Below are 26,995 nucleotides of genomic sequence, written 5' to 3' on the forward strand. Positions count from 1 at the left end.
TGACATTACTGTCAATAAATATTTGCCACCGAAGTGGCTGATATCGTCTTGTGAGTGCCCACACAGATTGTCTGATAAATTGTTAAAGAGCAGTGAGTTACGCGCTTTCGCTTGCTAACTCGAGGTGGCGTATATTACGCTTTCCTCATTCAGTGTCAACCGTTTATTTCATCCGGTTGCCGCTGTTTTTAATCTTTCCGACCCGGTTACTTCGTGATGTTGTTCACGTTGTTCCCTGTCGATGGAGCGGCATTATAGGGATCCGAATTTTTTGCACAAGCCTTTTTTCCAATAAAAGGATCGACTGCGTGTTTTTCAACCCTTTCGCGGAGATCTCGTTCGATCCGCTGGTTTTCACGCCGATCTGATTGAGCCGAAATTGGTATTTCCTCAGACCCGAACTATATTGCCAAGGTCAAAACTCACTTATGGGGTGCTTCAGATGTCTCAGGCTTTGCGTGCTTATCAAGGATTAACACCAACATTAGGAGAAAGAGTCATGGTTGATCCCTCCAGTGTGGTGATTGGTGATGTGGATCTGGCTGATGATGTCAGTATCTGGCCGTTGGTGGTGATACGTGGTGATGTGAATAATGTTGTTATCGGCTGCAGAACCAATGTGCAGGATGGAAGCGTGCTGCATGTCACTCACCAGTCGCGGCATAATCCTGAGGGCTACCCTCTTATTATTGGAGAGGACGTGACCGTCGGCCATAAAGCTATGTTGCATGGTTGCACTATCGGAAACCGGGTACTGGTAGGAATGGGATCGATACTGCTGGACGGTGCGATCGTTGAAGATGATGTGATGATTGGCGCCGGCAGTCTGGTGCCGCCAGGAAAAACCCTCGAAAGCGGTTATCTCTATTTAGGCAGTCCGGTTAAACAGATACGCGAGCTGACGTCAGAGGAACTAGCAGGGCTGACATACTCTTCGAATAACTATGTGACCTGGAAAGATCTCTACCGTTCACAGGAACAATAAAGAATAGCGTTGCCTGAACAGTAAAATGCACACTGTTCAGGCATTACTGGTTAAGCCAGCAAGTCTTTCTTTAACTGCTCCAGCACAGGCTCTATCTCTGGCATAACACCATGCCACATATAGAAAGCATGGGCAGCTTGCCCCACCAGCATTCCCAACCCGTCGGCATAAGCCGTTACCCCGTTATTTTTAGCCCAGGTGAGAAAAGGCGTGAAACCTGCCTGATAATACATATCGTAGACACGGGTCTGCGCGGTCAGCACTTTTTCTGGGATCGCAGGGATCTCACCTTTAATACCCGAAGCCGTGGCGTTAATGATCAGATCGAAAGACTCATCAGCCAGATCGGCTAATGCGATAGCCCGGATATCCCCTTTTTGTTCGAAGATATGGCTCAGATGTTGTGCGCGTTCAAACGTCCGGTTGGTGACAACCACTGAACAGCCATGAGACAGCAAAGGAAGTATCACCCCTCTCGCCGCGCCGCCGGCACCGATCAATAAAACACGATCACCTTGCTTCAAAAGCGCCAGCCGCTCAAGATCACTCAGCATGCCAATGCCATCGGTGTTGTCCCCGAGTAACCGGCCGTCTTTGAGCTTTTTCAGGGTATTCACAGCACCGGACATCGCAGCGCGGTCAGTCAGTTCATCAGATTCTGCAAAAGCACGCTCTTTGAAAGGCACAGTGATATTTGCCCCACAGGCTCCGCCCGCAAAAAAGGTTCGCAGCGTTTCTTCAAACTCTTCATGCGGAGCAAGCACAGTACCGTAGGTGTGATCGATCCCGGTCTGGCTGGCAAACAATGCATGAATACGAGGGGATTTACTGTGGCCGATCGGATTTCCAAATACCGCGAAAGATGGCATCACTTTTTCCTTTAACCTTGACGGATCAGGTTGCCGGTAAGGGCATCCCGGATTTCTGAGGGATTTTCTCTTCCGCCGACATCGCCATCAATTACAGGGAAATTATCCCCAAACTGGAGCCGGACTTCTGCGGGCAAACGGCATGGCAGCTCGCCATTGAGATTCGCACTGGTAGATACCAGCGGCTTACCAAATTTTTGGCAAAGCTCTTTGACCAGAGGATGATCAGTGACCCGTACCGCCAGCGACGTAAAGCGTCCGGTTAACCATTCAGGCGTTGACGGTTTCGCAGGCATGACCCACGTTACCGGGCCCGGCCAGAATGACCAAATATGCGCAAGCTGTTGCTCATTGAGCGATGAGTCATCTATATAAGGGAGAAGCTGCTGATAATTATCAGCAATTAGAATAAGACCTTTATCTTTTGGCCGCTTTTTGAGCGCCAGAAGCGCATCGACAGCTTGTTCGCTATCCGGATCACATCCGAGACCAAAGACGGCCTCAGTCGGATAAGCAACGACTTGTTGCTCACGCAGCGCATCAAGTACGAGGGTAAATGAGTTTTCTAAGCTTTTATTCATCTTGTTCGTTATCTTTAATTTCTACGGCTTTACCGCACAATTTACTGGCACAAAATAGCTTAATACCCTGCGCCGTTTTCTTTTCCATCAATAAAGGGTAATGGCAATGGACGCATTCCCCCGCCACCGGCTTGTTATTAATGGCAAACTGACAATCCGGGTAACGATCACAGGCATGAAACACTTTGCCAAAGCGTGATTTTCGCTGCAACAAATGCCCTTTCCCACATTGCGGGCAATCCAGGCTGGTTTCTTCCGGTTTATCTATCACTTCAATATGGTCACATTCCGGATACTGACTACAACCAATAAACATGCCATAACGCCCCTGACGCAGCACTAAGGTCGACTCACATTTGGGGCATAATTGTCCATCCAGGACTTTCACAATATGGCCATCAGCCTGAGATTTCAGAGGACGAATATACTGGCATTGTGGATAGGATGAACAACTCAGAAAGGGGCCGTGGCGACCACTACGGATCACCAAATCGGCCCCGCATTCCGGACAGGATTCATTTTGCTTCTCAGCAAAAAGTGCTGCTTTTGTCATATCTTACTTTTTTACCTGTTATCTCTTAATGCAGATAACCTTCATTAACCTCAAACAACAGCTCTTCCATTTGCTGATATGCACTTTCATATCCGGGAATATTAAAGAGAACCATCAGCACGACCCACTTCAGATCCTCAAGATCGAATTCTTCAGTGTCCAGAGCCATAACACGATCGATAACCATCTCTCTGGTATCGAAGTTCAGTACTTTGATCTGTTCCAGGAACAATAAAAAGCCACGACAACTGCTATCTAACCGACTTATTTCCTCATCGGTATAAATACGTAATGCTGAAGGATCGGAATCCAGCATATAAGATGGGGTTCCACCCTCTTGCATATCCGCAAGTTTTTCAAGCCAACTCAACGCATTGTGAATATCGGCCCGGTGGAAACCAGCTTCGGTCAAGTCATCCGTTAACCTATCCTCGTCAACATTCATCTCCGCTTCGTTGTGAATGTAAGTTTCAAATAAGTACATTAGTACGTCGAACATGGCTTGCCCTCTTAATTCGGACATAGCCGCCGGATACAGCTGCGATCCATCCTGCTAACTCCAGCTCGAGTAGCTTACCTACCACTTCTGGCACAGGTTGGCCGGCACGTTCGGCGACGACGTCAACAGATGTCACCTCATATTCTACGTTAGCCAACACATCAGCAAATGGCAATTCAACTTCGCTATCTTGCGCACAAATAATCGTCTGTGGAGCAACGGAACTCTTGTTTGCAGGCTTTTTAAAAGATTCTGAAGCACGAATATCAGGAAACCAGGTCAGCCCACTGCCAATATGCTCGGCAATATCGTTAGGCTCCGTCACCAGATAAGCGCCCTGCTGAATGAGCCAGTGCGTGCCTTCTGATGTCACACTGCCCAATGGGCCCGGGAGGGCGAACACTTCTCTTCCCTGCTCCAGTGCGTAACGGGCAGTGATAAGGGAACCACTGCGTAATGTTGCCTCGATGACCAGCACGCCAGCGCTTAATCCGCTAATTATCCTGTTACGTCGAGGAAAGTGTGCAGCGAGAGGCGGAGCCGTCACTAAATGCTCGGACACCAGTGCCCCTCCGGCTTCAAGAATGTGCTGAGCTAGCGTTGAATGCCGGGGCGGATAACGTTTTAACAATCCGCTTCCCAGAACAGCGATCGTTTTCCCCTGCACCTCAAGCGTTGCACGGTGACTAATTCCGTCGATCCCCATAGCCAGCCCGCTCGTCACAGTAAAACCGCTACTTACCAGCCCGCTGGCAAAGACCTGCGCGTATTGTTCGCCGTAATGAGTAAATTCACGACTCCCGACCATCGCGATTTGAGGCGAGGACAGTAAATCAGGATCCCCTTCCACAAACAGAATCAATGGAGGAGAAGATATTTGGGCCAACAAAGCCGAATACAAAGCGCTGCCAAAAGTAATCAGATGGTGATGATCGCCTTCCAGCCATCTCAGTGATTCTGCAACCCATTTCGCATTACAATGTCGAAACTCCGAGAGTTGTCCTTCTGAAAGCCCGCAACTTACTAATGCAGAGGGGGAATAAATTCCGCAGTTAAATAATGACTGGATAATCCCTTCGGCCAGACCCGCATCAAGGCGTTTAACTCTCGACAAACGTACCCACACTTCCTGTAGTGTCATTATGCTTTCCTTGCTTAATGCCTTTCAGCGACTGATTCAATTGGCAGAGGATGCTGTCAATCGCAGCGGGAAATGTCTAGAATAGAGTCTATATATCTTCAATCATTTGAATAAAGATCCAGAAAAATATGTCCGTATTACAGATATTACATTTCCCAGACGAGCGGCTTCGCATTACTGCAAAACCGGTCAAAGAAGTTAACGCCGAAATTCAGCAGATCGTGGATGATATGTTTGAAACCATGTATGCAGAAGAAGGCATCGGCCTGGCTGCGACTCAGGTAGACATTCATCAGCGCATCATCGTGATTGATGTTTCTGAAAACCGCGACGAACGTTTGGTTCTCATCAACCCTGAACTGCTGGAAAAAAGCGGCGAAACAGGGATTGAAGAAGGCTGTCTGTCGATCCCTGATCAACGGGCTCTCGTGCCGCGTGCCGAGAAAGTCAAAGTACGCGCGCTTGATCGCGACGGTAAAACCTTTGAGCTAGAAGCAGATGACTTGCTGGCGATCTGTATCCAGCATGAAATGGATCATCTGGTGGGCAAATTATTTGTGGATTATTTGTCCCCATTGAAACGTCAGCGTATCCGCCAGAAGATGGAAAAAATGGCCAAGCTGAACGCACGGGCTGACTAATATTCGTGTAACACAGGACAATGCTTTGCGAATCATATTTGCCGGTACTCCCGACTTTGCAGCGCGTCATCTTGACGCGCTTTTATCATCAGAACATCAGGTGGTGGGCGTTTTCACTCAGCCTGATCGCCCCGCCGGTCGCGGTAATAAACTGACCGCGAGCCCGGTGAAGATTCTGGCTCAAACTCACGATATCCCTGTTTTTCAGCCAAAATCTCTGCGTCCTGAAGAAAACCAGTCTCTGGTTTCAGCGCTCGGGGCTGATATTATGGTGGTCGTAGCTTATGGTTTGATCCTGCCAAAAGCCGTGCTCGAAATGCCGAAATTTGGCTGCATTAACGTTCATGGTTCTCTTCTGCCCCGCTGGCGTGGCGCGGCCCCTATTCAACGTTCATTGTGGGCTGGGGATGCTAAAACGGGTGTTACCATCATGCAGATGGATGTCGGCCTTGATACCGGCGATATGCTGCTCAAAGTAGAATGTGACATCCTGCCGGAAGATACCAGCGCATCGCTTTATAACAAGCTGGCTGAGCTGGGCCCGCAGGGTATGCTTGAAACATTACAGCAACTGGCGAACGGAACAGCAAAACCTGAAGTTCAAAGCGAAGAGCACGTAACCTATGCTGAGAAACTCAGCAAGGAAGAAGCCCGCTTAGACTGGAATCTGTCGGCCGAACAACTTGAACGCTGTATTCGTGCATTTAACCCATGGCCCGTCAGCTTCTTTATGATTGATGATCAGCCCGTGAAAGTCTGGCAGGCTGAATGTCTGGCAACACAACACGATAAATTGCCGGGAACTATCATCTCTGCTGACAAAAAAGGGATTCTGGTCGCGTCATCTGACGGCGTTCTGAATATCACCCAGCTACAACCTTCGGGTAAAAAGGCGATGTCCGCACAGGACTTGCTTAACTCTCGTCGTGAATGGTTTATCGAAGGCACACTTTTAGCCTGACCTTCACGACTACGCCCGATATCTCGTCGGGCCATATCTCTCTGACAATGCTGGCTTCGGTCAGCTTTTTTGACTATGAAAACAGCCTATAATCTCCGTAGTATTGCAGCTCAAGCCATTAGCCAGGTGTTGGACAAAGGTCTGTCTCTTTCGACCGTTCTGCCTGGTTTGCAAAAAAATGTCTCAGATAAAGATCGTGGGTTACTTCAGGAACTCTGCTTCGGTACCTTGCGGGTTCTTCCTCAGCTGGAATGGTGTTTGCAGCAACTGATGGCAAAACCGCTCACCGGCAAGCAGAGAACTTTGCATTATTTACTGATGGTTGGCCTCTACCAGCTGATGCATACCCGTATTCCGGCACACGCCGTTCTTGCAGAAACCGTCGAAGGTGCCGTTGCCCTGAAACGCCCTCAGTTGAAAGGTCTTATCAACGGGGTTCTGCGTCAGTTCCAGCGTCAACAGGAAGAATTGTTGCAACGCATGGCGAACAATGACAGTCGCTATCTTCACCCAAGCTGGTTGCTGAACCGCCTTAAAAAAGCGTATCCCGAGCAATGGGAAAGTATTGTCGAAGCAAACAACCAAAGGCCGCCTATGTGGCTGCGCGTAAACCGCTTGCATCACACCCGCGATGAGTATCTGCAATTACTTAACGACGCCCAGATTGAGGCCGTTGCACATACTGAATACCGTGATGCATTGCGATTAGTCACGCCTTGTCAGGTCAATCTCCTTCCGGGATTTGCGGAAGGTTGGGTCACCGTTCAGGATGCATCGGCACAAGGAAGCGTTGATCTGCTGGATCCACAGAATGGCGAGATGATCCTCGATTTGTGCTGTGCGCCGGGGGGAAAGACCACGCACATTTTGGAAGCTGCACCAAAAGCTCACGTTCTGGCAGTTGATGTGGACGAGCAGCGTTTGAAGCGTGTGCATGAAAACTTGCAGCGTTTGAAACTGAGTGCCGAAGTCAAACAGGGTGATGGCCGCGAGCCGCAGGTATGGGCGGGTGATCGTATATTTGACCGTATTTTGCTTGATGCGCCTTGTTCAGCAACCGGCGTAATCCGCCGACATCCCGACATTAAATGGCTACGCAGAGACAGCGATATCGCTGAACTCGCGGGTCTTCAAAGAGAAATCCTTGAAGCAGTATGGCCAAGACTGAAAAGTAAGGGCGTATTAGTCTATGCCACCTGCTCAGTATTACCGGATGAAAATTCTCAGCAAGTGGCCGCATTCCTGCAATCACATCCGGATGCGACATTGGTCGAAACTGGCACGCTGGAAAATCCCGGACGACAAAATCTTCCTCATGCTGAAGATGGCGACGGCTTCTATTACGCTAAACTTATTAAAAGTTAATCATTTCCTGTCAGCAGCATTGATGCTGGCTGACAGTGTTGAGGCAAAGCAGAGAGTCACATGAAAATAATAATTCTCGGTGCCGGGCAGGTTGGCGGAACACTCGCCGAAAACCTGGTGGGTGAAAACAATGACATTACCGTTGTCGACACCAATACCGTCCGGTTACGCCAACTGCAGGATAAATTCGATCTTCGGGTTGTCCAGGGACATGGCTCGCATCCGCGTGTATTGCGTGAGGCCGGCGCTGAAGACGCGGATATGCTGGTCGCTGTGACCAATTCTGACGAAACCAATATGATTGCTTGCCAGATAGCCTACTCGCTGTTTAACACGCCTAATCGTATCGCGCGTATTCGCTCAACGGAATACATCCGCGAATCTGAAAAGCTGTTCTTGCCTGAAGCCGTTCCAATTGATCATCTGATCTCGCCAGAGCAATTAGTCACAGACTATATCTACAAACTTATCGAGTATCCTGGTGCACTCCAGGTTGTCAATTTTGCTGAAGGAAAGGTCAGTATCGCCGCTGTGAAAGCCTACTACGGCGGACCACTGGTCGGTAACGCGCTTTCTTCTATGCGTGAACATATGCCGCATATTGAAACGCGAGTGGCCGCAATATTCCGTCAGGATCGTCCGATCCGTCCTCAAGGTTCGACCATCATTGAAGCAGGTGATGAAGTCTTCTTTGTGGCGGCATCGCAGCACATCCGTGCCGTCATGAGTGAACTTCAGAGACTGGAAAAACCTTATAAGCGGATTATGATCGTTGGCGGTGGCAATGTCGGCGCGGGTTTGGCGCAACGCCTTGAGAAAAATTACAGCGTAAAACTTATCGAACGCGATCAGCAACGCGCCGCCGAGCTCGCCGAGCTTTTGCAAGACACTATCGTCTTCTATGGGGACGCTTCAGATCAGGAACTTCTGGCCGAAGAGCATATTGAGCAGGTTGATGTTTTCATTGCTATTACCAATGATGATGAAGCTAACATCATGTCTGCCATGCTGGCCAAGCGAATGGGTGCGAAGAAAGCTATGGTCCTTATCCAACGCAGCGCTTACGTGGATTTGGTTCAGGGCAGCGTAATCGATATTGCGATTTCACCGCAGCAGGCCACGATTTCCGCATTACTGGGGCATGTCAGAAAAGCTGATATTGTCAGCGTTTCTTCGCTGCGCCGCGGTGTTGCTGAAGCCATCGAGGCCATTGCACATGGTGATGAAACCACCTCAAAAGTAGTTGGCCGTACAGTCGAACAAATCAAACTTCCGCCAGGTACAACCATTGGTGCGATTGTTCGCGGGAACGATGTGATCATCGCTAACGGTACCAGCAGGATCCAACAAGGTGATCACGTTGTGATGTTCATTACCGATAAGAAATTTGTCAGAGACGTTGAGCGGTTGTTCCAGCCGAGTCCATTCTTCTTATAATTGGGTGAAGAGGTTTATAGGAATTTCCGCTAATTAGTACTCTGGTGAGAACTTTTGTAGCGAAGACTCTACAAATAGTCTTTACTTGTTTTGACATATTTGATGAATTTGCCAAGGAGTGTTTTATGAGTTTTATGAAAGAGTTTCGTGAGTTTGCCATGCGCGGCAACGTGGTTGACCTTGCTGTGGGTGTCATCATCGGTGCAGCATTTGGCAAAATAGTGTCATCATTTGTCGCCGATATTATTATGCCTCCACTGGGATTATTGATTGGCGGGGTAGATTTTAAACAATTTGCTTTTGTACTGAGAGATGCTCAAGGCGCTACGCCAGCCGTTGTTATGCACTACGGCGTGTTTATTCAGAACGTTTTTGATTTTATCATCGTTGCTCTGGCGATATTTATGGCGATCACGCTGATGAACAAGATGCGTCGTAAGCAAGAAGATGCTCCGGCAGCTCCGCCAAAACCAACGGCAGAAGAAACATTACTGGCGGAAATTCGTGATTTGCTGAAAGAACAACAGACGCCAAAACTCTAGAAGTAAAAGTCAGGCAGTTAAACTCTGACTGATTTTAGAAGGGCAGTGTTGAATATTCGACTGAACACTCAACACTGCCCTCCAGATAACTCCCCTTCCCATTTTTCTCTTTACGACGATAACTTCCTTTCCCTTTCTGATTCTTCTCAATACGCTGTTTGAAAAGTGGGTCATGGAGAAGAGCCTGCAACGCATTATCCTGAATGATACCTTTTTGATGCTTATACTGAGTCATAGATCCTCGATATGTGAAATACATTTTGGACAAAATCCGTACACATCATACTGCGAATATTTTCTGTCCGAAAGTGGTATATAAAACGACCAAACCATTTAGCTAACTTTTCCTGCACCATCCTCTAAAGCTTCTAAAATAGAGCAAGTTACGCTGGTATGCGCCGAACCGCAGCAGGCAGCACTCAGTCTTTGTAGCGACTCGCGCATCTGGGTCAATTCCTGTAACTTGAACTCAACCTCAGCAAGTCGTTCGTCCACAATTGCTTTAGATTCCTGACACGTGTGTTGCAAAGGATCGATGCGAATTGATAGCAGCTCCTTGATGGCGTCCAGCGTAAATCCTGTCGATTTAGCATAACGGATAAAACGAAGCCGCTGCAGATCATTATCATCATATTGGCGATAACCCGAAGGATTGCGGGTGCCAGGGCTCATCATCCCTTGCTTCTCATAGTAGCGGACAGTGTCAGCGGAAACATTTGCCAATCCGGCCAGCTCACCAATTTTGTACATACTATTTCCCCCTGAATTTATCCTGCAGTGCATCTTTATAATGCCCCTGCAAAAAACCAGTATTCATACCCGCCTGCTGCAACCGCAGTTGAAGAACTCTGAGTCGTTTTTCAGAAACGGCAAACTGTGGGTCATCATTGTCCAGCGTCTGTAATAAATGCTCTAACTCGACAGCTTCCTTTCTGTCCTGAAGCGCTGGTGGCAAATAGCCTGCATTTTTTAAGATGCGGAATGCGACTCTTAAGTCTTCGGGTACAGCGCTGTCATCATCCAGACTTAATGGCTGCCCTTTGCCTGGCAGATTATCAAACTCCCCCTTTTCCTGAGCATCTTTGATGTGTTTCTCCACCCACAGGTCAACAAGGAACATGATTTTGCCTTTAGAAAATTGAAAGGATCATCATAGAACATACTTGCAGCTTAGCGCGAACGGAGAGGGAATTCAGTTTCAATTGTGCCGGCAGTGAAGAAACTGGATAGTCCAAATTTTAGATGTAAAAAAACCGGGCATAAGCCCGGTTTTTTCATGCATCTACAGATTATTCAGCAGTTGCTACTTCTGCTTTTGACTCTGCACGATCAACGAGCTCGATGTATGCCATCGGCGCATTGTCGCCTGCACGGAAGCCACACTTAAGAATACGAGTGTAACCACCGGCACGGCTCGCGAAACGCGGGCCCAGTTCATTAAACAGTTTTGCCACGATCTCGTTATCACGAGTACGGGCGAATGCCAGACGACGATTTGCAACGTTGTCGGTCTTGGCAAGAGTAATCAGCGGCTCAACAACGCGACGCAGCTCTTTCGCTTTCGGCAGGGTCGTCTTGATGATCTCATGACGAACCAAAGAGCCGGCCATGTTACGGAACATAGCCTGTCGGTGGCTGCTGTTACGGTTCAGTTGACGACCACTCTTACGATGGCGCATGACCTTATCCTTCTCAGTAAAACCTTAACCTGTGATCCGGTTACTCGTCAGCAATACTTGCTGGTGGCCAGTTTTCCAGGCGCATGCCCAGAGACAAACCACGGGACGCAAGTACGTCTTTGATCTCAGTAAGAGATTTTTTACCCAGGTTAGGTGTTTTAAGTAACTCAACCTCGGTACGCTGTACCAGATCACCGATGTAGTGGATTGCTTCTGCCTTAAGGCAGTTAGCAGAGCGGACAGTCAATTCCAGATCGTCAACAGGGCGCAGCAGGATTGGATCGAATTCCGGCTTCTCTTCTTTGACTTCCGGTTGACGTACATCACGTAAATCAACGAAAGCTTCAAGTTGTTCAGCAAGAATGGTTGCCGCACGACGGATCGCCTCTTCAGGATCGATCGTACCGTTGGTTTCCATTTCGATAACCAGCTTGTCCAAATCAGTACGCTGTTCTACACGCGCTGCTTCAACATTGTAGGCAATTCGCTCTACAGGGCTGTAGCATGCGTCTACTAACAGACGACCAATTGGGCGCTCATCTTCTTCCGAATGAATTCGGGCAGACGCCGGCACATAACCACGACCGCGCTGAACTTTGATACGCATGCTGATAGCAGCGTTGTCATCGGTCAGGTGGCAGATGACGTGTTGCGGCTTGACGATTTCGACATCACCATCATGGGTAATGTCGGCTGCAGTCACAGGGCCAATGCCAGACTTATTCAGGGTAAGAATAACTTCATCTTTACCTTGAACTCTCACCGCCAGCCCTTTCAGGTTGAGCAGGATCTCCAGGATATCTTCCTGTACGCCTTCTTTGGTGCTGTACTCATGCAGTACACCATCAATCTCAACCTCGGTCACCGCGCAACCCGGCATGGATGAAAGCAGAATACGGCGCAGTGCGTTGCCTAAAGTATGGCCAAAGCCACGTTCTAAAGGCTCAAGGGTCACCTTGGCGTGCGTCGAACTGACTTGCTCGATATCTACCAGGCGCGGTTTTAGAAACTCTGTCACAGAACCCTGCATTGTGTCCTCTCTTTGGTACTAAGCTTTACTTGGAGTAAAGCTCGACGATCAGGTGTTCGTTAATGTCGGAAGACAGATCAGTACGTTCAGGCATACGCTTGAACACACCTTCCATCTTAGCAGCATCAACTTCAAGCCAAGTCGGCTTTTCACGCTGTTCAGCCAACTCCAAAGCGGCCTTCACGCGAGATTGCTTTTTAGCTTTCTCACGGATGCTGACAACGTCATTCGGAGATACCTGATAAGAAGCGATGTTAACAACGCGACCGTTTACGATGATAGCTTTGTGGCTAACTAACTGGCGCGATTCCGCACGAGTAGCGCCGAAGCCCATACGATAAACGACGTTGTCCAAACGACCTTCAAGCAGTTGCAACAGGTTTTCACCGGTGTTGCCTTTCAGGCGTGCTGCTTCTTTGTAATAGTTACGGAACTGGCGCTCCAGAACACCGTAAGTACGGCGAACTTTTTGCTTTTCACGTAACTGCACACCATAGTCAGACAGACGCGGTTTACGCGCACCATGCTGACCAGGAGCTTGTTCAATTTTACACTTGGTATCGATCGCGCGAACGCCAGATTTAAGGAATAAATCTGTGCCCTCACGACGGCTAAGCTTGAGCTTAGGACCCAAATATCTTGCCATTTTCTCTCTCCAACAAACCTAAAAGCAGCGTTATACGCGACGCTTTTTCGGCGGACGACAACCGTTATGAGGGATAGGAGTCACATCAGTAATATTAGTGATGCGGAAACCAGCCGCGTTTAATGCGCGGATAGTAGACTCACGACCAGGACCAGGTCCTTTAACCATAACTTCCAGATTCTTGATACCGTATTCTTTCACTGCGTCAGCGCAGCGCTCTGCTGCAACCTGAGCTGCGAACGGAGTGGATTTACGAGAACCACGGAAACCGGAACCACCAGCTGTTGCCCAACCCAAAGCATTACCCTGACGATCGGTAATGGTAACAATGGTGTTGTTGAAAGAAGCATGGATATGAGCCACGCCGTCAGAGACTTGTTTTCTTACACGTTTACGTGTACGAACAGGTGCCTTTGCCATTTATTCAATCACCCCGATTATTTCTTGATCGGTTTACGCGGACCCTTACGGGTACGTGCGTTAGTCTTGGTACGCTGACCGCGTACTGGAAGACCACGACGATGACGCAAACCACGATAAGTCCCAAGGTCCATAAGACGCTTGATGCTCAGGGTGACTTCACGACGCAGATCACCTTCAACAATGAACTTGGCAACTTCGTCACGCAGTTTTTCGATTTGCTCTTCAGACAGCTCACTGATCTTAACATTTTCAGCAATACCGGATGCAGCACAGATAGACTGTGAGCGGGTTTTACCGATGCCGTAGATCGAAGTTAATGCGATCACGGTATGTTTCTGATCAGGAATGTTAATGCCTGCTATACGGGCCACTATGCACTCCTACTATTTATATACGGCAACACCATTCTGAAAAGCCCGTTTTCAGGATACTCAAATAGTATTGCTGCTTACATACAAAAGATTGGCTGGCTAATCTAGCCAGCTCAACCCAACTTTGCAAGAAAAATATGCGAGATAATCAGCCTTGACGCTGTTTATGCTTCGGTTCTGCACTGCAGATTACGCGAACGACACCGTTACGCTTAACAATTTTGCAGTTACGACATAATTTCTTGACGGAAGCACGAACTTTCATTTTTACTCTCCGTAACTTCGCAAACTCACCAGATTAGCGGTTATAGCCTTTCAGGTTTGCTTTCTTCAATGCAGACTCGTACTGACTTGACATCATCAGAGTTTGCACTTGAGCCATAAAGTCCATGATAACGACGACTACGATCAGTAGAGAAGTACCACCAAAGTAGAATGGAACTTTCATCGCGTCACGCATGAACTCCGGGATAAGGCAGATGAAAGTAATATACATCGCACCGATTAAGGTTAAACGAGTCATTACTTTATCGATGTACTTCGCCGTTTGCTCTCCCGGACGAATTCCTGGTACAAATGCACCGGACTTCTTCAGGTTATCTGCTGTCTCACGCGGGTTGAACACCAACGCAGTATAAAAGAAACAGAAGAAGATGATTGCAGTCGCATAGAGTAACACATAAAGCGGTTGCCCAGGCTGCAAATACAGCGAAATCGTTGTCAGCCAGTTCCAACCAGTCCCGCCCCCAAACCATGATGCAATCGTGGCAGGAAACAGAATAATGCTGGAAGCGAAGATTGCTGGGATAACCCCGGCCATATTCACTTTCAACGGTAAGTGCGTGCTCTGTGCTGCATAGACACGACGACCTTGTTGGCGTTTAGCATAGTTAACGACGATACGACGTTGACCACGTTCAACAAACACCACAAAGAAAGTCACTGCAAACACTAAAACTGCAACCAACAGCAACAGGAGGAAGTGCAGGTCGCCTTGCCGAGCTTGTTCAATAGTATGTGCAATCGCCGGCGGGAGACCCGCTACAATACCAGCAAAGATTATGATTGAAATACCGTTACCGATACCTCGTTCAGTAATCTGCTCACCCAGCCACATCAGGAACATTGTCCCGGTCACTAAGCTCACAACTGCGGTAAAGTAGAACGCAAAGCCTGGATTTAACACCAGGCCCTGCATACCAGGCATGTTCGGAAGACCGGTAGCAATACCGATCGACTGAAACACTGCTAATACCAGCGTACCGTAACGGGTGTACTGACTAATCTTACGACGGCCAGCCTCCCCTTCTTTCTTAATTTCTGCTAACGCTGGATGAACCACCGTTAACAGCTGGATAATGATCGATGCCGAAATGTACGGCATGATCCCCAGGGCAAAGATTGAAGCACGGCTAAGGGCACCACCAGAGAACATGTTAAACATTTCAATGATGGTACCTCTTTGCTGCTCGAGCAATTTGGCAAGTACAGTGGCATCAATACCAGGGATCGGAATAAAAGAGCCGATACGGAAAACAATCAGCGCACCGATAACAAACAAAAGTCTGCGCTTCAGTTCGCCTAGTCCACCCTTGGCACTTTGAAAATCTAATCCCGGTTGCTTAGCCATCTGCTACTTATTCCTCAATTTTACCGCCAGCAGCTTCGATAGCAACACGAGCGCCTTTGGTGACACGCAAACCACGCAGAGTTACCGCACGACCAACTTCGCCAGAAAGGATTACTTTCGCGAACTCGATCTGGATACCAACTACGTTAGCGGCTTTCAGCGCGTTCAGGTCGATCACGTCGCCTTCCACCAGAGCCAGTTCAGACAGACGAACTTCTGCCGTGATCATAGCTTTGCGGGAGGTGAAGCCGAATTTCGGCAAACGACGATATAAAGGCATCTGACCACCTTCAAAACCACGACGTACGCCACCACCAGAACGTGAGTTCTGACCTTTGTGACCACGACCGCCGGTTTTACCCAGGCCAGAACCAATACCACGACCTACACGCCTTGGCGCTTGTTTGGCACCATCAGCCGGAGACAGAGTATTTAAACGCATCTCTTACTCCTCAACCTTAACCATGTAGGAAACCAGGTTGATCATACCGCGTACAGCAGGAGTATCCTCGCGCTCAACGGTGTGACCAATACGACGCAGACCCAGGCCCAGCAGAGTAGCTTTATGCTTCGGCAGACGGCCAATGGAACTGCGAGTTTGTGTAACTTTTATAGTCTTTGCCATGGTTAATTACCCCAGAATTTCTTCAACGGATTTACCACGCTTGGCAGCGACCATTTGTGGGGATTTCATATTTGCCAAAGCATCGATAGTTGCACGAACCACGTTGATCGGGTTGGTGGAACCATAAGCCTTAGCCAATACGTTATGAACCCCTGCAACTTCCAGGACGGCGCGCATTGCACCACCGGCGATAATACCGGTACCTTCGGAAGCCGGCTGCATGAACACACGGGAACCCGTATGAGCACCTTTAACAGGATGCTGCAGGGTGCCGCTATTCAGCGCGACATTCATCATGTTGCGACGGGCTTTTTCCATCGCTTTCTGGATCGCTGCCGGAACTTCGCGTGCTTTGCCGTAGCCAAAACCAACGCGACCGTTACCATCACCAACTACTGTCAGTGCGGTAAAGCTGAAGATACGGCCACCTTTTACGGTTTTAGATACGCGGTTTACCGCGATCAGCTTTTCCTGCAGTTCGCCAGCTTGTTTTTCGATGTGAGCCATCTTAAACCTCTTCCTTAGAACTGAAGGCCAGCTTCACGGGCAGCATCTGCCAGTGCCTGGACTCGACCATGATATTGGAAACCGGAACGGTCAAAGGATACTTTCGTGATCCCTTTTTCCAATGCGCGTTCTGCGATAGCTTTACCTACAGCAGTGGCAGCATCTTTGTTGCCGGTATACTTCAGTTGCTCAGTGATAGTTTTTTCTACAGTAGATGCAGCAACTATTACTTCAGAACCGTTTGGTGCGATGACCTGTGCGTAAATATGACGCGGGGTACGATGTACCACCAGACGAGTCGCACCCAATTCTTTGAGCTTGCGGCGTGCGCGGGTCGCACGACGGATACGAGCAGATTTCTTATCCATAGTGTTACCTTACTTCTTCTTAGCCTCTTTGGTACGCACGACTTCGTCGGCGTAACGGACACCCTTGCCTTTATAAGGCTCAGGACGACGGTAGGCACGTAAATCCGCAGCAACCTGACCGATAACCTGTTTATCAGCGCCTTTCAGCACGATTTCAGTTTGGGTCGGACATTCTGCAGTAATGCCTTCCGGCAGTTGGTGATCGACCGGGTGAGAGAAGCCTAAGGCTAAATTCACCACGTTGCCTTTAACAGCAGCACGATAACCAACACCTACCAGTTGAAGCTTTTTAGTGAAGCCGTCGGTAACACCTACAACCATAGAGTTCAACAGTGCACGAGTGGTACCCGCTTGGGCCCAACCGTCTGCAGCGCCTTCGCGTGGAGCGAAAGTCAGTGCATTTTCTTCCTGCTTAACTACAACAGCGTCATGGATAGTACGTGACAGCTCGCCGTTTTTACCCTTAATCGAAATAACCTGACCGTTGAGTTTTACCTCTACGCCGGCAGGAATGACGACGGGTGCTTTTGCAACACGAGACATTCTTTCCTCCCAATTAAGCTACGTAGCAGATAATCTCGCCACCAAGACCAGCCTGGCGAGCTGCACGATCGGTCATAACACCTTTAGAGGTAGAAATAACAGCGATACCCATACCGGCCATAACTTTTGGCAGCTCATCTTTTTTCTTGTAGATGCGCAGACCTGGACGGCTGATACGTTGAATGCTTTCTACCACTGCCTTGCCCTGGAAGTACTTCAGTACTAATTCCAGTTCAGGTTTGGCGTCGCCTTCGATTTTAAATTCTTCAATATAGCCTTCTTCCTTCAGCACGTTGGCAATAGCCACTTTCAGCTTGGAGGAAGGCATGGTGACCGCAACTTTGTTCGCGGCTTGACCGTTACGGATACGGGTCAGCATATCCGCGATCGGATCTTGCATGCTCATCTGTCTTTACTCCCGTGATTCAATTGGTGACAATTACCAGCTAGCCTTCTTAAGACCCGGAATTTCACCGCGCATAGCGGCTTCACGGACCTTAATACGGCTCAACCCGAACTTCCGCAGGAAAGCATGCGGACGACCAGTTTGACGGCAGCGGTTACGCTGACGAGACGGGCTGGAATCACGCGGCAGAGACTGCAGCTTAAGAACTGCATCCCAACGATCTTCGTCGGATGAGTTCACACCAGAGATAATAGCTTTCAATTCCTCGCGTTTAGCGCGGTATTTATCAGCCAGTTTTACGCGAACGACTTCGCGTGCTTTCATGGATTGCTTAGCCATTAGTAACCCTGCCTTACTTGCGGAACGGGAAGTTAAAGGCTGTCAGCAACGCACGGCCTTCATCATCGGATTTCGCAGTAGTGGTGATAGTAATATCTAAACCACGAACGCGATCGACTTTATCATAATCGATTTCCGGGAAGATGATCTGTTCACGCACGCCCATGCTGTAGTTACCACGACCATCGAAAGACTTAGCAGACAAGCCGCGGAAGTCACGAATACGTGGTACAGCAATGGAGACCAGACGCTCAAAGAACTCCCACATGCGTTCGCCGCGGAGGGTTACTTTACAGCCGATCGGATAGCCCTGACGGATTTTGAAGCCTGCAACTGATTTGCGTGCTTTGGTGATCAGCGGTTTTTGACCGGAGATTGCTGCCAGGTCAGCTGCTGCGTTATCCAGCAGCTTCTTGTCAGCGATCGCTTCACCAACACCCATGTTCAGGGTGATCTTCTCGACCCGAGGGACTTGCATGACAGAATTGTAACCAAACTCAGCCATGAGTTTTTTTACGACATCGTCTTTGTAGTAATCATGCAGTTTCGCCATCGTACTACTCCAAATTACTTGATAGTTTCGCTATTAGATTTGAAGAAACGGACTTTTTTGCCGTCTTCGAATCTAAAGCCTACACGGTCCGCCTTGCCAGTAGCCGTGTTGAAGAGCGCAACGTTAGAAACCGGAATTGCAGCTTCTTTTTCAACGATGCCACCTGGTTGGTTCAGGGCCGGTACAGGCTTCTGATGTTTTTTAACCAGGTTGATACCTTCAACAATGACCTTGCCAGAAGACAGGACATTTTTTACTTTACCGCGCTTACCTTTATCTTTACCGGTAAGCAGGATAACTTCGTCATCGCGACGGATTTTCGCTGCCATGGTTCGCTCCTTAGAGTACTTCTGGTGCCAGAGAGATAATTTTCATGAACTTCTCATTACGCAGTTCACGAGTTACCGGCCCAAAAATACGCGTGCCGATTGGCTGCTCGCTGTTATTGTTTAAAATAACGCATGCATTACCATCGAAGCGAATGACAGAACCGTCCGGGCGACGAACACCCTTCTTGGTGCGCACCACTACCGCCTTCAGCACATCGCCTTTCTTCACCTTACCGCGAGGAATTGCTTCCTTGATGGTAATTTTGATGATGTCGCCGACGCCTGCGTAGCGACGGTGCGAGCCACCTAGAACCTTGATACACATTACGCGACGTGCACCGGAGTTGTCGGCCACGGTCAGCATAGTCTGTTCTTGGATCATGTTAGTGCTCCGCTAATGTCAACTACAACTTTAGGACCCAGGATAGGTCGTTAAGAAATCCCCACAATATGAGGGCGCGGCATTATAACACCGGTTCCCGATTATGGGTAGAAAAAATAAACGGCCCACGTACATGAGCCGTTTACCTATTTTCGAGAGGCGCTACTGTATTACAGAATCGCTTTCTCTACAACGCGAACCAAGGTCCAAGACTTAGTCTTAGACAGTGGACGGCATTCGCTGATTTCCACAACGTCGCCGATACCACATTCATTGTTCTCGTCATGTACGTGCAATTTGGTCGTACGTTTGATGAACTTACCGTAAATCGGGTGTTTCACCACGCGTTCAATCGCAACAACAATGGATTTTTCCATTTTGTCACTGATTACACGACCCTGCAGAGTACGGATCTTGTCAGTCATTACGCACCCGCCTTTTCAGTCAGTAAAGTTTTCACACGTGCAACATCACGACGCACTTGCTTCAACAGGTGTGTTTGCTGCAACTGACCGCTTGCCGTTTGCATGCGCAGGTTAAACTGCTCACGCAAAAGGTTCAGCAACTCAGTGTTCAGCTCTTCCACGCTTTTTTCGCGCAGCTCTTGTGCTTTCATTACATCACCGTCTTAGTTACAAAGGTGGTTTTGATAGGCAGTTTGGCTGCTGCCAGCTGGAAGGCTTCACGAGCCAGCTCTTCAGGCACACCGTCCATTTCGTACAGGACTTTACCAGGCTGGATCAAAGCAACCCAATACTCTACGTTGCCTTTACCTTTACCCATACGAACTTCGAGCGGTTTCTCGGTGATCGGTTTGTCCGGGAATACTCGGATCCAAATCTTACCTTGACGCTTAACTGCACGGGTCATCGCACGACGTGCTGCTTCAATTTGACGAGCAGTCAGACGACCACGGCCAACAGCTTTCAGACCGTAAGTGCCGAAGCTCACATCCGTACCTTGCGCAAGACCACGGTTGCGGCCCTTGTGCACCTTACGGAATTTTGTACGCTTTGGTTGTAACATCAGCGACTCTCCTTACTTGCGGCCTTTACGCTGCTGCTTTTTAGGTTGAGCAGCCGGTTCCGGTTGTTCAACTGCAGCCATACCACCCAGGATCTCACCTTTGAAGATCCATACCTTAACGCCGATTACACCGTAAGTGGTGTGCGCTTCAGATGTGTTGTAATCGATATCCGCACGCAGAGTATGCAACGGAACACGACCTTCACGGTACCATTCGGTACGCGCGATTTCAGCACCGCCAAGACGGCCGCTTACTTCAACTTTGATACCTTTAGCGCCAAGACGCATTGCGTTCTGTACAGCACGCTTCATAGCACGACGGAACATAACACGACGTTCCAGCTGTGAAGTGATGCTGTCAGCAACCAATTTTGCGTCCAGTTCCGGTTTACGGACTTCGGCGATGTTAATCTGCGCAGGAACGCCAGCGATATCCGCTACGACCTTACGCAGTTTTTCGACATCTTCACCTTTCTTGCCGATAACGATGCCAGGACGAGCAGTGTGAATAGTCACACGGATGCTCTTCGCTGGACGCTCGATAACGATGCGAGAAACGGAAGCTTTCGCCAATTCCTTAGTCAGGAACTGACGAACTTTAAAGTCGCCGTCCAGGTTGTCAGCGAAATCTTTGGTATTTGCATACCAAGTAGAGTTCCAAGGTTTGACAATACCCAGTCGAATACCATTAGGATGTACTTTCTGACCCATTGCTAGTCTCCAGAGTCTCAGCGATCGGACACAACCACAGTAATGTGGCTGGTGCGCTTCAGAATGCGATCTGCACGACCTTTAGCACGCGGCATAATGCGCTTCATGCTTGGGCCTTCGTCTACGAAAATCTTCGTGACTTTCAGATCATCGATGTCAGCGCCATCGTTGTGTTCTGCGTTAGCAATGGCAGACTCTAGTACCTTCTTAACCAGACCAGCAGCTTTCTTGTTGGTGTAGGCCAGAGTTTCCAGAGCTTGCGACACTTTCTTACCGCGAATCAGGTCAGCAACAAGGCGAACCTTCTGAGCAGAAGAACGAGCGTGGCGATGTTTAGCGATAGTTTCCATCTCTTCCTCCTACCTTAGCGCTTTTTAGCTTTTTTATCAGCCGCATGGCCGCGATAAGTACGAGTCGGCGCGAATTCACCCAGTTTGTGACCGACCATTTCATCGGAAACAAATACTGGTACGTGCTGACGACCATTATGGACAGCGATGGTCAAACCGATCATGTTAGGAAAGATCGTTGAACGACGGGACCAAGTGCGCAAAGGCTTCTTGTCACCGCTTTCCACCGCTTTCTCTACCTTCTTCAGCAAGTGCAGGTCAATAAAAGGACCTTTCTTGAGAGAACGTGGCATGGCTTATCCTCTAATTATTTTTTGCTACGGCGACGTACAATGAATTTATCAGTACGCTTGTTGCTACGGGTCTTCTTACCTTTGGTTTGAACGCCCCACGGAGTTACCGGGTGCTTACCAAAGTTACGACCTTCACCACCACCGTGTGGGTGATCGACTGGGTTCATCGCAGTACCGCGAACGGTAGGACGAATACCACGCCAACGTGCAGCACCTGCTTTACCCAGAACGCGAAGCATGTGTTCAGAGTTACCGACTTCACCTAAGGTGGCGCGGCAATCGATCTGAACTTTACGCATTTCGCCAGAGCGCAGACGCAGAGTTACGTAGGAACCGTCACGAGCAACGATCTGAACGTAGGCACCAGCAGAACGAGCCATCTGGCCGCCTTTACCTGGTTTCATTTCTACGTTGTGAACCGTTGAACCTACTGGGATGTTGCGCATAGGCAGGGTGTTACCTGTCTTGATTGCAGCATCAACACCAGATTGGATCTGGTCACCCACTTTCAGGCCTTTCGGCGCCAGGATGTAACGGCGTTCGCCGTCTTTGTACAGAACCAGCGCGATGTTCGCGGAACGGTTCGGATCGTACTCCAGACGCTCAACCACTGCAGCGATACCATCTTTGTTGCGTTTGAAGTCAACCAGACGATAATGCTGTTTGTGGCCACCACCGATATGACGGGTGGTGATACGGCCATTGTTGTTACGGCCACCGCTTTTGCTCAGTTTTTCAAGCAGCGGAGCATAAGGTTTACCCTTGTGCAGCTCAGGGTTAACCACTTTAACAACGTGGCGACGACCCGGAGATGTAGGTTTACATTTAACAATTGCCATTGTTCTTACTCCTCCGACTTACTCAGCGCCGCTGATGAAGTCCAGATTCTGGCCTTCTTTCAGGGTTACGTAAGCTTTTTTCCAGTCGCTACGACGACCAACACGCTGACCGTGACGTTTAACTTTGCCTTTAACCAGCAAGGTGTTCACATCTTCGACTTCGACTTCAAACAGTTTCGAAACCGCAGCTTTGATTTCCGCTTTAGTCGCGTCTTTGGCAACTTTGAGAACGATGGTATTGTTCTTTTCCATCGCAGTAGACGCTTTTTCAGAAACGTGCGGCGCGCGCAGCACTTTCAGCAGACGTTCTTCACGAATCATGCCAGCATCTCCTCAACTTGCTTCACAGCGTCAGCAGTCATAACTACTTTGTCGAAGGCGATCAGGCTTACTGGATCGATACCTGCTACATCACGAACGTCAACCTTGTACAGGTTACGTGCGGCCAGGAACAGATTCTCGTCGACTTCGCCAGTTACAATCAGCACGTCTTCCAGAGCCATGTCTTTCAGTTTCTGTGCCAGCAGCTTAGTTTTAGGCGCTTCTACAGAGAACGTCTCGACAACGATCAAACGATCTTGACGTACCAGTTCGGACAGGATGCTTTTCAGCGCGCCGCGGTACATCTTTTTATTTACTTTTTGACTGTGGTCCTGTGGCTTTGCAGCGAAGGTTACACCACCGGAACGCCAGATCGGGCTCTTTACAGAACCTGAACGCGCACGGCCAGTACCTTTCTGACGCCAAGGTTTTTTACCGGAACCGGTTACTTCAGCACGGGTCTTCTGAGCGCGAGTACCTTGACGGGCACCTGCTGCATAAGCAACAACGACCTGGTGTACCAGCGCTTCATTGAAATCACGCCCGAAGGTAGTTTCGGAAACAGTCAGCGCGCTCTGCGCGTCTTTCACTACTAATTCCATTCCTATCTCCTCGACGTTAAGCCTTAACAGCAGGTTTAACGATCAGGTTGCCACCGGTTGCACCCGGAACAGCACCCTTGACCAGCAGCAGGTTGCGCTCAGCGTCAACACGTACTACGTCCAGGCTTTGAACGGTTACACGCTCGTTACCCAGTTGGCCTGCCATTTTCTTGCCTTTGAACACTTTGCCCGGAGTCTGGTTCTGACCGATAGAACCCGGAACACGGTGAGACAAGGAGTTACCGTGGGTAGCGTCTTGGGTACGGAAATTCCAGCGCTTAACTGTGCCAGCAAAACCTTTACCTTTAGAAGTACCGGTAACATCAACTTTCTTAACGTCTGCGAAAATTTCAACGCTAATGTTCTGACCTGCAGTGAACTCTTCACCTTCTGCAAGGCGGAATTCCCACAGACCGCGGCCAGCTTCTACGCCAGCTTTAGCGAAGTGACCCGCTTCTGGTTTGGTTACACGGTTAGCTTTTTTGCTACCAGTAGTAACCTGCACAGCGCGGTAACCGTCGTTGTCCAGGTCTTTGACCTGAGTAACGCGGTTTGCTTCAATTTCGATAACGGTTACAGGGATAGAAACGCCATCTTCAGTGAAGATACGAGTCATACCCACTTTCTTACCGACTAAACCAATCATTGTTTCAACCTCTCAATCGCTCAATGACCCTGATTAACCCAGGCTGATCTGCACGTCTACACCAGCAGCCAGATCCAGACGCATCAGAGCATCAACGGTTTTCTCGGTTGGCTCAACGATGTCAACCAGACGCTTGTGAGTGCGAATCTCATACTGATCGCGCGCATCTTTATTGACGTGCGGAGAAATCAGAATGGTAAAGCGCTCTTTGCGGGTCGGCAGCGGGATTGGACCACGAACTTGCGCACCAGTGCGCTTCGCAGTCTCAACGATTTCCGCAGTTGATTGATCGATCAGACGATGATCAAACGCTTTCAGGCGGATACGGATTCTTTGGTTCTGCATGAGACCAGAGCTCCAATTATTTTAAACGTAAATGATTACTCCTCAAACCCATTTCGATTGATGGGAGAGTGTAATCGTTCTTCACATAACCCCCATATCGGGAGTATTGTTGACCGGCAAGTAAACTCATCGGCCCGCTGACTCATATTGAATCAGACTTACCAAGATTAGGTAAGCCCGCGCATTATACTTAAACACCAGCAAGAAGCAATCCAAACCACACTGAAAATGCTTTTATTTTGCGCTTTTCTCTTCTTGCTGCTGATCAATCATCGCCTTATTAAGCCATTCCTGTAATGGCATGTCAGGGCTCTTCTTTTCTAACGCCATGATTTGATTGTCATCACTTTCATCAACGGGGGCATCTTCCTGAGCCTCATTTTCAGTCGCTGAATCGTCCGCTGCATCCGCTGCTTCGACAGGTAATTCATCCTCGGGCGTAGAATTGTCATCTATAGAGGCCGTTTGATTCACTGCAGGCAGCGTTCTGTTCTTATAGATGTAATGCAAGGGGGATTGCTTATAAGGAAGGTGAGACTCTTCACTGACGGCAATCCGGTGACTCTGCCAGTTAAGGTATGCCAGATGGAGATAAGAACCGGCCAGCCCACCTGCGAACAGAAAAAGGCCGATAAACATCAGGCAATATAGACTTTTCCTGAGCGAGCGACGAACCGCCACCTTCACCTTTTGTTTGTTTAAGTGGCTTGTGTAAGCCGATAAATGGATGTTTTGCATTTTTGACCTAGAGATCTTCTTTTGTAAGCAGTTCAGGCATGTTGCCAGTACGTTTAGCTATTTGTATGAGGGTGCCTTTACCTACCCGCCCATCAACAGCCAGATTTTCCCGTTGCTGGAATAATTTAATTTTACCGGTCAAATCGTTGTCCCATCGCCCGGTTTTACTGAATGGCAGGTTCAGGATTTTACTGAGGGTCATATCCAGCCAGGCAGTATCCGTTTCTGGGCTGGTATTGTTGATGACGCTCTTCCCGCTCGGTGTCTGTGGCAATAGCTGGGTATACTCCCCCGCCCACACGCTATCAAACCAGTTGCGCTGGACCGTCCACGTATCGCCTTTAATGAGAATATCCAGTGTCTCATCTGTCACTTTCACTACGGTCACATAGACAGTCTGCCCATCGACGCTAATCGGGCTCAGCCAGGGCATGCCTTCCTCTATTAAGGTATCGAGTATTGCTGTACCTTTTTTGCAGGTCAGTTGCGCCCGAGCAGCTTGATCGCAAAACGCATCATCAGCAGATACATCATATCCCCATACCTGGAAGAGCTGACGCATACCGTGACGCTCATTACTGCCAACTTCACTGATTGTGTTCGCTCCCGCAGGGATTTCATGCAGCTTTTGCGAAAGGGTTACGGGCAGGGGGAGATAAGGTTTTGCATAGTTGAAATAGGTCCAACCCAAAATACCACCAAAAAGCATGTACGAGGCGATGAGCAGCGTGAGGCATTTTTTTCTGCCCGGCATCAGCCCGCGGGCTTCTATACAAACCTTCATCTGCCGGTAGGTGACTGACGGTGTTTTTTCTGCATAAGCGCTGTTAAGTGAGTCCGCGGCCAATTCATTGATCAATTGGAACCGTCCCCCCGAAGCGTTATGCAGCAGTTTGGCCACCGGTCCGTGGATTAATGCGGGTTCCGCTCCAGCTGATTGCAGTCGTTGTGACAAATATTCTGAGGTTTCGGTGAAGCTCATTGGAAGCAGATGGTAATCAGTATGTGGAAAAGGCTTCCTGCATCCTTTACCCTCGACAGAAATCCCTTTCCGTTCTTCAACTAACAGAAACGAAATGCGGGAGGATTGCGGATAGCTTTTAAATGTTCTTAAAAACTCATAGCTTTCTGCACAGAGGTTTTCAGCATTGTCTACAACGATCAACCACGGCTGAGCGGTATTTTCCGTTTGGCCAAAAAATTCTGCAATTCGCAGAGGAAGTATAGAAGTTGGCAAAGTCCGCCATTTTTTCAAATGAAAACAACAGGCTAACAATTGACCGAGGCTTTCTTTATCGGCATCGTTCACTGCGACTGCACTTAAGTTCAGGACTTTGCGCTGACTCTCTCTGGCTATTTCATGTGCCAGGCGCGTTTTACCCACACCTTTATTCCCACCGATAATCGCGATGCCGCCTTGATTTAACGTCTGACGAATAAAGTCCTGAGCAGCTAACAAACGTATATTATTGAAATAATTACCGTCCAGAAACGGGTGGGTAATAAGTTTAAAGTAATCACAGTACATGCCAATTTCCATAACATTTTACACATTCAATGAATGGTGTATAAATACAAGAACCCGGAAGAGGAGTCAGTCTGAAAAATCAAGACACACAACCTCATTCATATTGAACATGTATTAATGTGCATCAATGTTTTTCTGCGTATAATATAGCCTAATAAGTAACCCACTGGAATAATGAAAGTGCAAAGGAA

General features: G+C 48.7%; 44 protein-coding genes. 6 read left to right on the top strand and 38 right to left on the bottom strand.

Features of this window, described 5'->3' with window-relative positions:
• The first annotated feature begins 442 nt into the window (after positions 1 to 442).
• Positions 443 to 985 carry a gamma carbonic anhydrase family protein gene (locus ACM615_RS23370; protein ID WP_112288153.1) on the top strand — a complete coding sequence of 181 codons (543 nt, stop codon included), beginning with the start codon at positions 443 to 445 and terminating at the stop codon, positions 983 to 985.
• 50 nt (positions 986 to 1,035) lie between these two features.
• Here the strand turns inward: ACM615_RS23370 and aroE are convergent, their stop codons facing one another.
• The 5 genes from aroE to dprA are packed head-to-tail and all read right to left on the bottom strand — an operon-like array spanning position 1,036 to position 4,628.
• Entirely contained in the window at positions 1,036 to 1,857 is an 822-nt protein-coding gene (gene aroE / locus ACM615_RS23375) for a shikimate dehydrogenase (protein WP_165353161.1), read from the bottom strand.
• 8 nt (positions 1,858 to 1,865) lie between these two features.
• The gene (gene tsaC / locus ACM615_RS23380) at positions 1,866 to 2,435 is read right to left on the bottom strand and encodes an L-threonylcarbamoyladenylate synthase type 1 TsaC (protein ID WP_129639358.1); all 570 of its coding nucleotides are present in this window, start codon (positions 2,433 to 2,435) and stop codon (positions 1,866 to 1,868) included.
• On the bottom strand, positions 2,428 to 2,988 hold the full coding sequence (locus ACM615_RS23385) for a DNA topoisomerase family protein (protein ID WP_112288150.1): 561 nt from the start codon (positions 2,986 to 2,988) through the stop codon (positions 2,428 to 2,430). The genes tsaC and ACM615_RS23385 overlap by 8 nt, the downstream gene beginning before the upstream one ends.
• Before the next feature lie 25 nt (positions 2,989 to 3,013).
• Positions 3,014 to 3,487 (bottom strand): DUF494 family protein, encoded by a 474-nt coding sequence (locus ACM615_RS23390; RefSeq protein ID WP_159282935.1) that lies wholly within the window; start codon positions 3,485 to 3,487, stop codon positions 3,014 to 3,016.
• Complete coding sequence (gene dprA / locus ACM615_RS23395) at positions 3,459 to 4,628, bottom strand: DNA-protecting protein DprA (protein WP_279920351.1); 1,170 nt, start codon at positions 4,626 to 4,628, stop codon at positions 3,459 to 3,461. The genes ACM615_RS23390 and dprA overlap by 29 nt, the downstream gene beginning before the upstream one ends.
• 128 nt (positions 4,629 to 4,756) lie before the next feature.
• Between dprA and def the strand changes: the two genes are divergently transcribed.
• The 5 genes from def to mscL all read left to right on the top strand — a co-directional run bounded on the left by def (position 4,757) and on the right by mscL (position 9,574).
• A complete protein-coding gene (gene def, locus ACM615_RS23400) occupies positions 4,757 to 5,269 on the top strand; it encodes a peptide deformylase (protein WP_112288147.1) in 513 nt (170 codons plus the stop codon).
• A 1-nt stretch (position 5,270) separates the two neighbouring features.
• Positions 5,271 to 6,230: a methionyl-tRNA formyltransferase gene (gene fmt, locus ACM615_RS23405; RefSeq protein WP_181955596.1), complete on the top strand. Its 960-nt coding sequence runs from the start codon at positions 5,271 to 5,273 to the stop codon at positions 6,228 to 6,230.
• A gap of 75 nt (positions 6,231 to 6,305) precedes the next feature.
• Positions 6,306 to 7,595, top strand: coding sequence for a 16S rRNA (cytosine(967)-C(5))-methyltransferase RsmB (gene rsmB / locus ACM615_RS23410; protein WP_431012600.1), 1,290 nt, complete (start codon positions 6,306 to 6,308; stop codon positions 7,593 to 7,595).
• Between the two features lie 60 nt (positions 7,596 to 7,655).
• Entirely contained in the window at positions 7,656 to 9,032 is a 1,377-nt protein-coding gene (trkA, locus tag ACM615_RS23415; protein WP_112288144.1) for a Trk system potassium transporter TrkA, read from the top strand.
• A gap of 125 nt (positions 9,033 to 9,157) precedes the next feature.
• The gene (gene mscL / locus ACM615_RS23420) at positions 9,158 to 9,574 is read left to right on the top strand and encodes a large-conductance mechanosensitive channel protein MscL (RefSeq protein ID WP_112288143.1); all 417 of its coding nucleotides are present in this window, start codon (positions 9,158 to 9,160) and stop codon (positions 9,572 to 9,574) included.
• A gap of 34 nt (positions 9,575 to 9,608) precedes the next feature.
• Here mscL and ACM615_RS23425 read toward each other — a convergent pair whose 3' ends face one another.
• From ACM615_RS23425 to ACM615_RS23585, 33 genes are all read right to left on the bottom strand, one after another.
• The gene (locus tag ACM615_RS23425) at positions 9,609 to 9,809 is read right to left on the bottom strand and encodes an alternative ribosome-rescue factor A (RefSeq protein WP_112288142.1); all 201 of its coding nucleotides are present in this window, start codon (positions 9,807 to 9,809) and stop codon (positions 9,609 to 9,611) included.
• 98 nt (positions 9,810 to 9,907) lie between these two features.
• Positions 9,908 to 10,324 (bottom strand): Zn(2+)-responsive transcriptional regulator, encoded by a 417-nt coding sequence (gene zntR, locus ACM615_RS23430; protein ID WP_113878292.1) that lies wholly within the window; start codon positions 10,322 to 10,324, stop codon positions 9,908 to 9,910.
• Between the two features lies 1 nt (position 10,325).
• Positions 10,326 to 10,694, bottom strand: coding sequence for a DUF1992 domain-containing protein (locus ACM615_RS23435; RefSeq protein WP_431012601.1), 369 nt, complete (start codon positions 10,692 to 10,694; stop codon positions 10,326 to 10,328).
• A gap of 169 nt (positions 10,695 to 10,863) precedes the next feature.
• On the bottom strand, positions 10,864 to 11,253 hold the full coding sequence (gene rplQ, locus ACM615_RS23440) for a 50S ribosomal protein L17 (RefSeq protein WP_013573706.1): 390 nt from the start codon (positions 11,251 to 11,253) through the stop codon (positions 10,864 to 10,866).
• Positions 11,254 to 11,293: 40 nt separating this feature from the next.
• Complete coding sequence (locus tag ACM615_RS23445; RefSeq protein WP_128312258.1) at positions 11,294 to 12,283, bottom strand: DNA-directed RNA polymerase subunit alpha; 990 nt, start codon at positions 12,281 to 12,283, stop codon at positions 11,294 to 11,296.
• Positions 12,284 to 12,308: 25 nt separating this feature from the next.
• Positions 12,309 to 12,929 (bottom strand): 30S ribosomal protein S4, encoded by a 621-nt coding sequence (gene rpsD, locus ACM615_RS23450; protein ID WP_112288139.1) that lies wholly within the window; start codon positions 12,927 to 12,929, stop codon positions 12,309 to 12,311.
• Between the two features lie 30 nt (positions 12,930 to 12,959).
• The gene (gene rpsK / locus ACM615_RS23455; protein ID WP_004929731.1) at positions 12,960 to 13,349 is read right to left on the bottom strand and encodes a 30S ribosomal protein S11; all 390 of its coding nucleotides are present in this window, start codon (positions 13,347 to 13,349) and stop codon (positions 12,960 to 12,962) included.
• Positions 13,350 to 13,366: 17 nt separating this feature from the next.
• Complete coding sequence (rpsM, locus tag ACM615_RS23460) at positions 13,367 to 13,723, bottom strand: 30S ribosomal protein S13 (protein ID WP_013573704.1); 357 nt, start codon at positions 13,721 to 13,723, stop codon at positions 13,367 to 13,369.
• Positions 13,724 to 13,871: 148 nt separating this feature from the next.
• Entirely contained in the window at positions 13,872 to 13,988 is a 117-nt protein-coding gene (gene rpmJ, locus ACM615_RS23465) for a 50S ribosomal protein L36 (protein ID WP_002227352.1), read from the bottom strand.
• 33 nt (positions 13,989 to 14,021) lie between these two features.
• Entirely contained in the window at positions 14,022 to 15,353 is a 1,332-nt protein-coding gene (gene secY, locus ACM615_RS23470) for a preprotein translocase subunit SecY (RefSeq protein WP_013573703.1), read from the bottom strand.
• A 7-nt stretch (positions 15,354 to 15,360) separates the two neighbouring features.
• On the bottom strand, positions 15,361 to 15,795 hold the full coding sequence (gene rplO, locus ACM615_RS23475; protein WP_013573702.1) for a 50S ribosomal protein L15: 435 nt from the start codon (positions 15,793 to 15,795) through the stop codon (positions 15,361 to 15,363).
• A gap of 3 nt (positions 15,796 to 15,798) precedes the next feature.
• Positions 15,799 to 15,978, bottom strand: a complete 180-nt coding sequence (gene rpmD, locus ACM615_RS23480) for a 50S ribosomal protein L30 (protein WP_013573701.1) — start codon at positions 15,976 to 15,978, stop codon at positions 15,799 to 15,801.
• Positions 15,979 to 15,984: 6 nt separating this feature from the next.
• Positions 15,985 to 16,485, bottom strand: coding sequence for a 30S ribosomal protein S5 (gene rpsE / locus ACM615_RS23485; protein WP_013573700.1), 501 nt, complete (start codon positions 16,483 to 16,485; stop codon positions 15,985 to 15,987).
• A 14-nt stretch (positions 16,486 to 16,499) separates the two neighbouring features.
• Positions 16,500 to 16,853, bottom strand: a complete 354-nt coding sequence (rplR, locus tag ACM615_RS23490; protein WP_013573699.1) for a 50S ribosomal protein L18 — start codon at positions 16,851 to 16,853, stop codon at positions 16,500 to 16,502.
• A gap of 9 nt (positions 16,854 to 16,862) precedes the next feature.
• Positions 16,863 to 17,396 (bottom strand): 50S ribosomal protein L6, encoded by a 534-nt coding sequence (gene rplF / locus ACM615_RS23495; RefSeq protein WP_112288138.1) that lies wholly within the window; start codon positions 17,394 to 17,396, stop codon positions 16,863 to 16,865.
• A gap of 13 nt (positions 17,397 to 17,409) precedes the next feature.
• Positions 17,410 to 17,802 carry a 30S ribosomal protein S8 gene (gene rpsH, locus ACM615_RS23500; RefSeq protein WP_013573697.1) on the bottom strand — a complete coding sequence of 131 codons (393 nt, stop codon included), beginning with the start codon at positions 17,800 to 17,802 and terminating at the stop codon, positions 17,410 to 17,412.
• Positions 17,803 to 17,835: 33 nt separating this feature from the next.
• Complete coding sequence (gene rpsN / locus ACM615_RS23505) at positions 17,836 to 18,141, bottom strand: 30S ribosomal protein S14 (protein WP_013573696.1); 306 nt, start codon at positions 18,139 to 18,141, stop codon at positions 17,836 to 17,838.
• Between the two features lie 13 nt (positions 18,142 to 18,154).
• The gene (gene rplE / locus ACM615_RS23510; protein WP_013573695.1) at positions 18,155 to 18,694 is read right to left on the bottom strand and encodes a 50S ribosomal protein L5; all 540 of its coding nucleotides are present in this window, start codon (positions 18,692 to 18,694) and stop codon (positions 18,155 to 18,157) included.
• Positions 18,695 to 18,708: 14 nt separating this feature from the next.
• On the bottom strand, positions 18,709 to 19,023 hold the full coding sequence (gene rplX / locus ACM615_RS23515) for a 50S ribosomal protein L24 (RefSeq protein WP_095923752.1): 315 nt from the start codon (positions 19,021 to 19,023) through the stop codon (positions 18,709 to 18,711).
• A 10-nt stretch (positions 19,024 to 19,033) separates the two neighbouring features.
• Positions 19,034 to 19,405, bottom strand: a complete 372-nt coding sequence (rplN, locus tag ACM615_RS23520; protein ID WP_008457164.1) for a 50S ribosomal protein L14 — start codon at positions 19,403 to 19,405, stop codon at positions 19,034 to 19,036.
• Between the two features lie 170 nt (positions 19,406 to 19,575).
• Entirely contained in the window at positions 19,576 to 19,830 is a 255-nt protein-coding gene (rpsQ, locus tag ACM615_RS23525; protein ID WP_014333604.1) for a 30S ribosomal protein S17, read from the bottom strand.
• Positions 19,830 to 20,021 carry a 50S ribosomal protein L29 gene (gene rpmC / locus ACM615_RS23530; protein WP_013573692.1) on the bottom strand — a complete coding sequence of 64 codons (192 nt, stop codon included), beginning with the start codon at positions 20,019 to 20,021 and terminating at the stop codon, positions 19,830 to 19,832. Before rpmC ends, rpsQ begins: the two co-directional genes overlap by 1 nt.
• The gene (gene rplP, locus ACM615_RS23535; RefSeq protein ID WP_009639183.1) at positions 20,021 to 20,431 is read right to left on the bottom strand and encodes a 50S ribosomal protein L16; all 411 of its coding nucleotides are present in this window, start codon (positions 20,429 to 20,431) and stop codon (positions 20,021 to 20,023) included. Before rplP ends, rpmC begins: the two co-directional genes overlap by 1 nt.
• A gap of 12 nt (positions 20,432 to 20,443) precedes the next feature.
• A complete protein-coding gene (gene rpsC / locus ACM615_RS23540) occupies positions 20,444 to 21,142 on the bottom strand; it encodes a 30S ribosomal protein S3 (protein WP_013573691.1) in 699 nt (232 codons plus the stop codon).
• 17 nt (positions 21,143 to 21,159) lie between these two features.
• The gene (gene rplV / locus ACM615_RS23545) at positions 21,160 to 21,492 is read right to left on the bottom strand and encodes a 50S ribosomal protein L22 (protein ID WP_004391423.1); all 333 of its coding nucleotides are present in this window, start codon (positions 21,490 to 21,492) and stop codon (positions 21,160 to 21,162) included.
• A 14-nt stretch (positions 21,493 to 21,506) separates the two neighbouring features.
• Positions 21,507 to 21,785 (bottom strand): 30S ribosomal protein S19, encoded by a 279-nt coding sequence (gene rpsS / locus ACM615_RS23550; protein WP_004929772.1) that lies wholly within the window; start codon positions 21,783 to 21,785, stop codon positions 21,507 to 21,509.
• Between the two features lie 14 nt (positions 21,786 to 21,799).
• Positions 21,800 to 22,624 (bottom strand): 50S ribosomal protein L2, encoded by an 825-nt coding sequence (rplB, locus tag ACM615_RS23555; protein ID WP_112288137.1) that lies wholly within the window; start codon positions 22,622 to 22,624, stop codon positions 21,800 to 21,802.
• Between the two features lie 18 nt (positions 22,625 to 22,642).
• The gene (gene rplW / locus ACM615_RS23560; RefSeq protein WP_013573689.1) at positions 22,643 to 22,945 is read right to left on the bottom strand and encodes a 50S ribosomal protein L23; all 303 of its coding nucleotides are present in this window, start codon (positions 22,943 to 22,945) and stop codon (positions 22,643 to 22,645) included.
• On the bottom strand, positions 22,942 to 23,547 hold the full coding sequence (gene rplD / locus ACM615_RS23565; RefSeq protein WP_013573688.1) for a 50S ribosomal protein L4: 606 nt from the start codon (positions 23,545 to 23,547) through the stop codon (positions 22,942 to 22,944). The genes rplW and rplD overlap by 4 nt, the downstream gene beginning before the upstream one ends.
• 16 nt (positions 23,548 to 23,563) lie before the next feature.
• Positions 23,564 to 24,193, bottom strand: a complete 630-nt coding sequence (rplC, locus tag ACM615_RS23570; protein WP_013573687.1) for a 50S ribosomal protein L3 — start codon at positions 24,191 to 24,193, stop codon at positions 23,564 to 23,566.
• 33 nt (positions 24,194 to 24,226) lie between these two features.
• The gene (gene rpsJ, locus ACM615_RS23575) at positions 24,227 to 24,538 is read right to left on the bottom strand and encodes a 30S ribosomal protein S10 (protein WP_009639175.1); all 312 of its coding nucleotides are present in this window, start codon (positions 24,536 to 24,538) and stop codon (positions 24,227 to 24,229) included.
• A gap of 234 nt (positions 24,539 to 24,772) precedes the next feature.
• Positions 24,773 to 25,276: a hypothetical protein gene (locus tag ACM615_RS23580; protein ID WP_129639363.1), complete on the bottom strand. Its 504-nt coding sequence runs from the start codon at positions 25,274 to 25,276 to the stop codon at positions 24,773 to 24,775.
• A 7-nt stretch (positions 25,277 to 25,283) separates the two neighbouring features.
• Positions 25,284 to 26,816: an ExeA family protein gene (locus tag ACM615_RS23585; RefSeq protein ID WP_240783327.1), complete on the bottom strand. Its 1,533-nt coding sequence runs from the start codon at positions 26,814 to 26,816 to the stop codon at positions 25,284 to 25,286.
• Positions 26,817 to 26,995 lie beyond the last annotated feature (179 nt).

It is taken from the genome of Rahnella sp. PAMC25617 (assembly GCF_050606005.1).
GTDB classification, from domain to species: Bacteria; Pseudomonadota; Gammaproteobacteria; order Enterobacterales; family Enterobacteriaceae; genus Rahnella; species Rahnella variigena.